We start from the raw sequence: 9,065 nt of genomic DNA on the forward strand, positions 1-9,065 counted from the left end.
AGTGGTAAGGCGGGTTCTAACCCGCCTTACCACTCACGACCGGGCGTGCGGGGGTTCCGGGGCCGCGCCGAACTCGAGGGCCGTCCGGCCCGTGGCCACCTCCGTCGCCTCGCGCAGGACCAGGCCGCAGCCCTCGGCCAGCTCCGTCAGCTCGGCCACCGTCCGCTCGCGGCCGCCGAAGCACATCAGCATGAACAGGTTGATCGCCGTGGACGTGCCGTCGCGGAGCGGCTCGATCACCACCACCGTGCCGTCCTCGCCGGCCGCGCGGCGGCAGGCGGTCAGGATGGTGCGGGCGTGGTCGTCGTCCCAGTCGTGGAGGATGTCCGACAGCACGTACGCGTCCGCTCCCGGCGGCAGCGGGTCGAAGAAGCTGCCGGGCACCGCCTGCGCCCGGTCGGCGAGCCCGTCCGCCGCGAACCGGTCCGCCGCCGCGGTCGCCGAGGGCGGCAGGTCCACCACCTCCCCGCGCACCGCCGGGTGGGCGCGCAGGATCTCCGCGAGCACGAGGCCGTCCCCGCCGCCGACGTCGACGATCCGCGGGAACCGTCCCCAGCCGAAACGCGCGGCGATCTGCGGCGCCTGCACCTGGAACCGCCAGTTCATCTGGGCGTCGAACGAGCGCCGCAGCCGCGGTTCGGCGTCGATGTCCGTCCAGAAGTCGCGGCCGTACCGGTGTTCGTAGGCCGGCGTGCCGGTGGTCATCGTCTCCAGCAGGTCCGCGAAGGCGAGCTCCGCGCGCCCGCCCGCGGAGCGGATGTCGAGCAGCCACCGGGCGTCGTCCGAACGCAACTGCGCACCCAGTTCCGTGGGCCGGTAGCGGCCGGACTCCGCGTCGAAGGCGAAGACCCCGGCCGTGACGAGATGGTCCAGCAAGCAGGCCAGCGCCGGGGGAGACGTGCCCGTGGCCGAAGCCAGCTCGGCCGCCGTCCCGTCCGCGTGGTCCGCGAGGCCGAGGGTCGCCGCTACCCGGATCGCCATGGGCGTGGCCAGCTCGGCCATCGCGAGGATCGATTGCTGCACCCGGTCGAGATTAGCGGCGGCGTGGCATCATGACGCCTGGCCCGATCGGCAAACCGAACGAAGGGCGCCCGCTGATGGACGCTTTACCGAACGACGACGGCGGTCCGTCGATCCGCGACATGCTGGCGATCAACCTCCGCGCGGCGCGGGCGGCGCGCGGCCTGTCGCTGTCCGAGCTGTCCCGGCGGTCCGGCATCGGCAAGGCCACGCTGTCCCAGCTCGAGGGCGGAACCGGCAACCCGACCATCGAGACCGTCTTCAGCCTCTCCCGCGTGCTGGAAGTGGCGATCTCCGACCTGCTCGACCACCGACCGCGCGGCGGGCTGACCGTCGTGCGGGCCGCCGAGGTCGAGGTGCTCCGCGGCGAGGGCGTCGACCTGCGGCCGCTGCGCCGGATCGAGGGCGACAACAGCGTTTTCGAGGTCTACGACCAGGTCGTCCGCGGAGACGCGCCGCAGTGCTCGCAGGGGCACGTCGGCGTCGAGCACACCGTCGTGCAGACCGGACGGCTCCGGGTCGAGGTCGCCGGCCGGACCGTGGACCTCGGGCCCGGCGACTACGTCGCGTTCGACGCCCGCGAGCCGCACAGCTACACCGCGCCGGACGGTCCCGTGCAGTCGGTGCTGCTGCTCCAGTACCGCGCGGACGAACGGCTCGACGGCCGGGCGCACCCCGTCCTGCCGGATTGACACCCGTCTCGATCGCCAACTATCGTTCGCTATACCGAACGCTGGAGGGTCGATGAACCGAACGCGGGTGGTGGTGATCGGCGCCGGCATCATCGGCGCGGCGTGTGCTCGCGAGCTCGCCCTGGCCGGGTTCGACGTCCTGGTCCTCGACCGCGGCCGGCCCGCGGGCGGCACCACTTCGCACGGCGAAGGCAATCTGCTGGTCTCCGACAAGGGCCCGGGCGCCGAACTCGCGCTCGCGCGGCTGTCGGCCCGGTTGTGGCCGCGGGTGCTGGCCGAAATCGCCGACGACGACCCGCGCGCGGCGGCCGCGACGGAGTTCGACCCGAAGGGCGGCATCGTCGTGGCCACCACCGAGGCCGGTGCCGGTGCGCTCCTCGCGTTCGCCGAGGCCCAGGCCGCGGCCGGGGTCCGCACCGAGCGGCTCGACGCGGCGGACGTCGCGGCGGCCGAGCCCGCGCTCACCCGGGAGCTGACCGCCGCCGTCTGCTACCCGGAGGACGCCCAGGTGCAGCCGGCCGCCGCCGCACTCGCCCTGCTGGGTTCGGCGCTGCGCCACGGCACCCGGCTGCGGACCGAAGCCGAGGTCACCGGCGCCCGGACGGAAGGCGGCCGGATCACCGGGGTGCGGGTGGCAGGCGAAGTCGTCGAGGCCGACGTCGTGGTGAACGCGGCCGGCCCGTGGGCGGGCGCCTGCTCGGCCCGGCTGGAGGCGCCGATCGCGGTCCGGCCCCGGCGCGGCGAGATCCTGGTGACCACGCCGATGCCGGGCGTGGTGCGGCACAAGGTCTACGACGCGGACTACGTCGGCGCGGTCGGCACGGGCAGCGGCGAACTGCAGACGTCGGCGGTGGTCGAGTCGACGCGGGGCGGCACGGTGCTGATCGGCTCGTCCCGCCGCCGGGTCGGCTTCGACGACACGATCCGGCCGCACGTGCTGGGCGCGATCGCGGCCAAGGCGGTCCGGCTGTTCCCGGCACTGGCCGACGCCGCGGTGATGCGCGCGTACGGCGGTTTCCGGCCGTACGTCGACGACCACCTGCCCGTGCTCGGCGAGGACCCGCGGCTCGGCAACCTGTGGCACGCCACCGGACACGAAGGGGCGGGGATCGGCTTGAGCGTCGGGACGGCCCGGTTGCTGCGCGAACTGCTGACCGGCGCGACCCCGTCGATGCCGGTGGACGAGTTCACTGTGGACCGCCCGGCGGTGCTGGCGTGAGCGGGCGGCCGATCGCGATCACCGTCGACGGCGAGACCGTGACGGGGGCCGCCGGGCAGACCGTCGCCGGCGTCCTGCTCGCCGCCGGGCGGCTGTCGTGGCGCACCACGCGGTCCGGCGCGCGGAGAGGGGTCTTCTGCGGGATCGGGGCCTGCTTCGACTGCCTGCTCACCGTCAACGGCGTCGCCGACGTCCGCGCCTGCCGCCGCCGCGCCGCCGACGGCGACGAGGTCCGGACCCAGTCGCGGGAGGAGGGCGCGTGACGCACGTCGTCATCGTCGGCGCCGGGCCGGCCGGGCTCGCGGCGGCCGGGCACGCGCTCGCCGCCGGGGCCGACGTCACCGTCCTGGACCAGGCGGACGCCCCGGGCGGGCAGTACCACCGGGGAGCCGCACACCGGTTCGAAGCCCTCCTGAGCCGGTGCACGTGGTGGCCGGAAAGCACGGTCTGGGCCCTGGAAGGCAAGCGGGTCCACGTCCTGCGCGGCCCGGCCGACGGGACGAACCGGCGACGCCACACCCTCCAACCCGACGCGCTGGTCCTGGCCACCGGCGCGCACGACCGCGTCCTGCCGTTCCCCGGCTGGCAGCTGCCCGGCGTCTTCACCGCGGGCGCCGCGCAGGCGCTGGCCAAGGGGGAGCGGGTCGCCGTCGGGCGGCGGGTGCTCGTCGCCGGGACCGGGCCGTTCCTGCTGCCGGTCGCCGAGTCCCTGCTGGACGTCGGCGCCGGAATAGCCGCCGTCCTGGAGGCGAACCCGGCTCGTACTGTCCTCGAAGGATGGTCGTGGCGCGCGGCCACGCACCTCGGCAAAATGACCGAACTGGTTCGGTACGCAGGCACGCTGGCCCGGCACCGCGTCCCGTACCGCACCGGCCGGGCGGTGATCGAAGCCCGCGGCGACGACCGGGTCCGCGAAGCCGTCACCGCCCGGGTCCGCGCGGACTGGTCGATCGTGCCCGGCACCGAACGCACCCACGAGGTCGACGCCCTCTGCGTCGGGCACGGGTTCGTGCCGCAACCCGAACTGGCCGTCGCGGCCGGCTGCGCCCTCGACGGCGGGGTCGTCCGGGTCGGCGACGACCAGCGCACCAGCGTCGCCGGCGTGTTCGCCGCCGGAGAGCTCACCGGCATCGGCGGTTCGGCCGCCGCCGCGGCGGAAGGCGCGGTCGCCGGGTGGGCCGCCGCCGGGAGAACGCCGGCCCGCGCGCTGCTCAAGCAGCGTGACCGCGCTCGCGCTTTCGCGTGCCGCCTGGCCGCCGCCCACCCGATCGGCGCGGCCTGGCCCGGGTGGCTACGCGAAGACACCGTCGTCTGCCGCTGCGAAGAAACCACCTACGGCGATCTGCGCAGCGCGGTCGCGGACCCGGCCACGCCGGGCCCGCACGCGCTGAAGCTCGGCACCCGCGCCGGGCTCGGCCCGTGCCAGGGCCGGATGTGCGGCCCGGCCGTCGCCGACCTGTGCGGGGGCACCGAGCGGCACCACCGTCCGATCGCCCAGCCGATCCGCCTGGGCGAGCTCGCCGATCCGAAGGAGTTTCCATGAACACGCGCGACCTCGGGGGCGTGGTCGTCGCCGCCGCGCTGCCGTACCGGGCCGACGACACGGCGCCGGCCGGGCTGGCCGTCGACTACGACGCCTACGCCGAACACTGCCGGTGGCTCGTCGAAAACGGCTGCCGCGGCGTCGGCCCGAACGGTTCCCTCGGCGAGTACTCCTCGCTCACCGACGACGAACGCCGCCGCGTCGCCCGCACCGCGATCGAAGCCGTCGGGACGGACGGGATCGTCGTCGTCGGCGTGCACGGCCCCGGCGCGCACCAGGCGCGGTACTGGGCGGAGGCGGCGGCCGAGGACGGCGCGCACGGCGTGCTCTGCCTGCCGCCGACGCTCTACCGCGCCAACCGCGGCGAGGTGCTCGCCCACTTCGAGGCCGTCGCGTCGGTGGGGCTGCCGGTGATGGTCTACAACAACCCGTTCGACACCAAGGTCGACCTGACGCCGGACCTGCTGGCCGAGATCGCGCAGATCGACAACGTCGTGGCCGTCAAGGAGTTCTCCGGTGACGTCCGCCGGGTGCTGGAGATCCGCGAGCGGGCGCCGGGGCTGGCCGTGATCGGCGGCGCCGACGACGTCGTCCTGGAAAGCCTGCTGATGGGTGCGTCCGGCTGGTTCGCCGGGTTCCCCAACGTGTTCCCGGCCGAATCGGCGCGCTTGTTCGAGCTGGCGACGGCGGGCAAGCTCGAGGAGGCCAGGGCGCTCTACGAGCCGCTCGTGGCCGCGTTCCGCTGGGACTCGCGCACCGAATTCGTCCAGGCCATCAAGCTCGGGATGGACATGGTGGGCCGTCGTGGCGGGCCGTGCCGTCCGCCACGGGGACCGTTGTCGGACGTCCACCGCGAGCAGGTCCGCGCCGACATGGGCCGCGCGCTCGCGGCGCTGGGGGTGGCGTAGATGCGGTCTTCACGCGCGATCACGGCGGTCGACTCGCACACCGAGGGCATGCCGACCCGGGTGGTGACCGGCGGGGTGGCGCCGATCCCCGGCGCCACGATGGCCGAGCGGCGGCGGTACTTCATGGCGCACCTGGACCACCTCCGGCAGTTCCTGATGCACGAGCCGCGCGGCCACTCCGCGATGAGCGGCGCGATCCTGCAGCCGCCCTGCCGCGAAGACGCGGACTGGGGCGTGGTGTACATCGAGGTGTCCGGCTGCCTGCCGATGTGCGGCCACGGCACGATCGGCGTGGCGACGGTGCTGGTGGAGACGGGCATGGTCGAGGTGACCGAGCCGACGACGGTGGTCCGCCTGGACACCCCGGCCGGGCTGGTGCACGCCGAGGTCACCGTCCGCGACGGGCGCGCTTCCCGGGTCAAGCTGCGCAGCGTCGCTTCGTTCCTCGCCGAGCGCGACGCCGAGGTGTCCGTGCCCGGCCTGGGTCAGGTCCGCTACGACCTGGCCTACGGCGGCAACTTCTACGCCATCCTGGACCTGTCCTCGGTGGGCATCCCGTTCGACCGGGCCGAGAAGGACCGCATTCTCGCGGCCGGGCTGGCGATCATGGACGCGATCAACGAGCAGCGACCGCCGAAGCACCCGGAGGACCCGCTCATCGGCGGGTGCAAGCACGTCCAGTTCCTCGCCCCGGGCTCGGACGCGCGGGCGTCGCGGAACGCGATGGCGATCCACCCGGGCTGGTTCGACCGGTCGCCGTGCGGCACCGGCACGTCCGCCCGGATGGCCCAGCTGCACGCGCGCGGCGAACTGCCGCTGCACACGCCGTTCGAGAACGCTTCGTTCATCGGCACGACGTTCACGGGCGAGCTGGTGGCCGAGACGACGGTGGGTGGCGTGCCGGCGGTGGTCCCGGAGTTCTCCGGCCGGGCCTGGATCACCGGCACCGCGACCTACCTGCTCGACCCGGACGACCCGTTCCCGGCGGGGTTCGTGCTTTAGGCGGGCTGCCAGAGTTCGATCCGGTGGCCTTCGGGGTCGGTGACCCAGCCGAACCGCCCGACCCCGGCCATGTCCTGGACCTCGTCGGCCACGTCGGCGCCGCGGGCGCGGAGCTGTTCGAGCATGGCGTCGAGGTCGCGGACCCGGAAGTTGAGCATGGTCTGCTGGGTCTCGGACCCGAAGTAGTCCGTCCCGGCTTCGAACGGCGCGAAGACGGTCGGGCCGGGCTCCTGCTGCCAGACGCCGTTTTCGTCGGTGTCGAGGCCGAGGCAGTCGCGGTACCAGGCGCCGAGGGCGGCGGGGTCTGCCGCGCGGATGAAGTACCCGCCGATTCCGAGCACACGTTCCATGCCGTGATCCTGCCAGCCCGGGCGCCGCCGGGAGCGGTGACACGCGGGTGGTGCCGTCCACTCCAGACGGCGGGCCGACGCGGGACTACGCGGGCGCCACGGTCAGCCGGTGGCGCAGGCCGCCGTCGTGCCGGTGCCGGTTCCCGCGCCCTGGTAACCGAATTCCGTCGACTGGCCCGGGGAAAGCGTGCCGTTGTTGCCGGTGTTCGTGAACCGGACCGTGCCGGTGGTGCCGCTGCTGCCCGCGTTCCACACCGACGTGATCGCCGCGCCCGCGGGGAGAGCCGCCGTGACCGCCCAGCCGGTGAGCGGCGCCGAACCGGCCGTGACCCGGATCGTCGTGACGAAGCCGCCCGGCCACTGGTTCACCGACACGGCCGCGGTGCACGCGCCCGGCGGGGGAGCGGACGTCGTGGGCGTGGTCGGAGTCGTGGTGGTTCCCGGGCCGTCGGCGAGGACCGGCGTCGGCCAGTCCCGCCACTGCGCCAGGGTGCCGGCCTTCTTGGCCGAGATCCGGAACGTCCCGGCCGCGCTGCCGGTCTTCAGCAGGAACTTCTGGATGTTTTGCTGCAACGGCGTCCGCCATTCGGGCCGGGCCGCGCAGTGGGTGCCGTCCTGCACGTCCGACCAGTAGCTGATGTTGCCGCCCGCGCCGAGCGCCTGGTACACCTCCGCGCCGGCCAGCGCCGCGACGCTGCCGGAGCGCGCCCCGAGCCAGTCGATGTGCGGGTTCTCCATGATGAACAGCCCGCGCGGCGCGACCATGCCGACGAGCTCGTGCGTGTCCACCGGCAGCCCGGCCGGATTGCCGGTGTACGCGCCGAACGCGTCGCCGAACCACGGCTGCTCCCCGTAGGCGTTGCTCAGTCCCTGCGACCCGCTTTCGCCCGGGATCCCGCGCAGGATCGGGACGCCGGCGGTGCCCGACTCGATCGGCATGGTCAGCGCGATGCGCTGGTCCAGCACGCCGATCGCGAAGGCACTCTTGCCGTACCGCGAACAGCCCGTGACACCCAGCGCGTCCGCCTTGAGGACCTGCCCGCCGGACTGCTCGAGGACGTCGATGATCCGGCTCACGCCCCACGCCCAGGCGGCCAGCAGCCCGGTGCTGCTGGTGGCACCGTAAATGCTGTAGAACGCCCCTTGTTTGTTGTTCCGCGGCGTTCCCTCCTTGCCGACGGCCAAGGGGTCGTAACTGATGACGGCGGCACCGGATGCCCGGATCGTCGCGGTGTCGGCGCCGAATCCGCCGACCACGAAGACCGCCGGGAACGGTCCGGTTCCGCTCGGCAGCTGGACGCCCGCGGAAAAACTGGCGCTGCGGCCGTTTTCGCTGACGTTCACGGTGATGTTCGTGGCCGAGACGCTTCCGGTGACGCTCGCCGGCTTCGCCGGTTTCTGGCCGTAGATCGTCCGTTCCGCCAGTTTCTTGATCTCTTCGCGGCGGCACCGCCAGTCGGACTTCGCCGTGACGCGGCTGCCGTCGAGCTTGGTGAAGGGATCGGGAAGTTTGGCCGTCGCCGGGAACGAGGCGGGCAGCGAGACGGGGCAATCGGCGCCGTCGTCTTCGACCGCCGCGGCGGCGCCCGAGGCCACCGTGACCATTCCCGTGATGGCGAGCAGAGTAGTCACCAGCAGAACGAGGGCAGGGCGGAGCCGCGAACCGGACACGGGGATGCTCCCTTCCGATGTAACGAACATGAAAACGGTAGGACCGTTCCATTTCCGTCGTCAAGAAGGGGACGTGGTGCGAAACTTTCGAAACGGCGGCAATTTCGAAAGTTTCGTATTTTCCGTGATTCAGCGACCGATTTGCACGTCGTCGAGGGCGCCGAGGGCGTCGGGGACGAGGACGGCGGCGGAGTGGTAGGCGCTGACGAGGTAGGAGGTGATGGCGTGGTCGCTGGTGTTCATCTGTCGGACGTTGAGCCCAGGCTGGTACTCGTCCGGCAGTGCTTTCGGGCGGAGGCCGATGACGCCGGCGTCGTCTTCGCCGGTGCGCATGGCCAGGATCGACGTCGTGCCCGTAGCGCTGATCGGGATTTTGTCGCTGGGCAGGATCGGGACGCCGCGCCAGGCGGTGACGGGTTTGCCGTCGAGCAGGATGGTGTCGGGGTAGATGCGGCGGCTGGTGCATTCCCGCCCGAACGCGGCGATGGCGTGGGGGTGGGCGAGGAAGAAGCGGGTTTTGCGGCGGCGGCAGAGCAGGTCGTCGAGGTCGAGGGGGGTGGGTGGCCCGGTGCGGGTGGGGATGCGTTGTTTGAGGTCGGTGTTGTGCAGCAGCCCGAAGTCGGTGTTGTTGATCAGTTCGTGTTCTTGGCGTTCCCGCAA

9 protein-coding genes and 1 pseudogene are annotated in these 9,065 nt (G+C 73.0%); 6 read left to right on the forward strand and 4 right to left on the reverse strand.

Translation table 11 applies throughout. The features are described from left to right. Window positions 1–33 precede the first annotated feature (33 nt). Window positions 34–1,023, reverse strand: coding sequence for a methyltransferase (locus AB0M30_RS36215; RefSeq protein WP_364593554.1), 990 nt, complete (start codon window positions 1,021–1,023; stop codon window positions 34–36). Window positions 1,024–1,097: 74 nt separating this feature from the next. On the opposite strand from AB0M30_RS36215, the gene AB0M30_RS36220 reads away from it, so the two are divergent. Genes AB0M30_RS36220 through AB0M30_RS36245 form a run of 6 tightly spaced genes read left to right on the forward strand, consistent with a single transcriptional unit; the run spans window position 1,098 to window position 6,384 of the window. Then, a complete protein-coding gene (locus tag AB0M30_RS36220) occupies window positions 1,098–1,712 on the forward strand; it encodes an XRE family transcriptional regulator (RefSeq protein ID WP_364593557.1) in 615 nt (204 codons plus the stop codon). A 52-nt stretch (window positions 1,713–1,764) separates the two neighbouring features. Then, window positions 1,765–2,931: an FAD-dependent oxidoreductase gene (locus tag AB0M30_RS36225; RefSeq protein ID WP_364593560.1), complete on the forward strand. Its 1,167-nt coding sequence runs from the start codon at window positions 1,765–1,767 to the stop codon at window positions 2,929–2,931. Beyond that, window positions 2,928–3,194 (forward strand): (2Fe-2S)-binding protein, encoded by a 267-nt coding sequence (locus AB0M30_RS36230; protein ID WP_364593563.1) that lies wholly within the window; start codon window positions 2,928–2,930, stop codon window positions 3,192–3,194. Before AB0M30_RS36225 ends, AB0M30_RS36230 begins: the two co-directional genes overlap by 4 nt. Further along, window positions 3,191–4,474 carry an NAD(P)/FAD-dependent oxidoreductase gene (locus AB0M30_RS36235; protein ID WP_364593566.1) on the forward strand — a complete coding sequence of 428 codons (1,284 nt, stop codon included), beginning with the start codon at window positions 3,191–3,193 and terminating at the stop codon, window positions 4,472–4,474. Before AB0M30_RS36230 ends, AB0M30_RS36235 begins: the two co-directional genes overlap by 4 nt. Further along, the gene (locus tag AB0M30_RS36240; RefSeq protein ID WP_364593569.1) at window positions 4,471–5,382 is read left to right on the forward strand and encodes a dihydrodipicolinate synthase family protein; all 912 of its coding nucleotides are present in this window, start codon (window positions 4,471–4,473) and stop codon (window positions 5,380–5,382) included. Before AB0M30_RS36235 ends, AB0M30_RS36240 begins: the two co-directional genes overlap by 4 nt. Beyond that, window positions 5,383–6,384: a proline racemase family protein gene (locus AB0M30_RS36245; protein WP_364593572.1), complete on the forward strand. Its 1,002-nt coding sequence runs from the start codon at window positions 5,383–5,385 to the stop codon at window positions 6,382–6,384. Here the strand turns inward: AB0M30_RS36245 and AB0M30_RS36250 are convergent. The 3 genes and pseudogenes from AB0M30_RS36250 to AB0M30_RS36260 all read right to left on the reverse strand — a co-directional run. Continuing rightward, window positions 6,381–6,734: a VOC family protein gene (locus AB0M30_RS36250; protein ID WP_364593575.1), complete on the reverse strand. Its 354-nt coding sequence runs from the start codon at window positions 6,732–6,734 to the stop codon at window positions 6,381–6,383. The genes AB0M30_RS36245 and AB0M30_RS36250 overlap by 4 nt on opposite strands. Window positions 6,735–6,836: 102 nt before the next feature. Continuing rightward, on the reverse strand, window positions 6,837–8,366 hold the full coding sequence (locus tag AB0M30_RS36255) for a cellulose binding domain-containing protein (protein ID WP_364593578.1): 1,530 nt from the start codon (window positions 8,364–8,366) through the stop codon (window positions 6,837–6,839). A 168-nt stretch (window positions 8,367–8,534) separates the two neighbouring features. After that, window positions 8,535–9,065, reverse strand: a pseudogene (locus AB0M30_RS36260) (Crp/Fnr family transcriptional regulator); the annotation flags it as partial.

Origin of the sequence: Amycolatopsis sp. NPDC051716 (assembly GCF_040681595.1) — a bacterium.
Lineage (GTDB): Bacteria > Actinomycetota > Actinomycetes > Mycobacteriales > Pseudonocardiaceae > Amycolatopsis.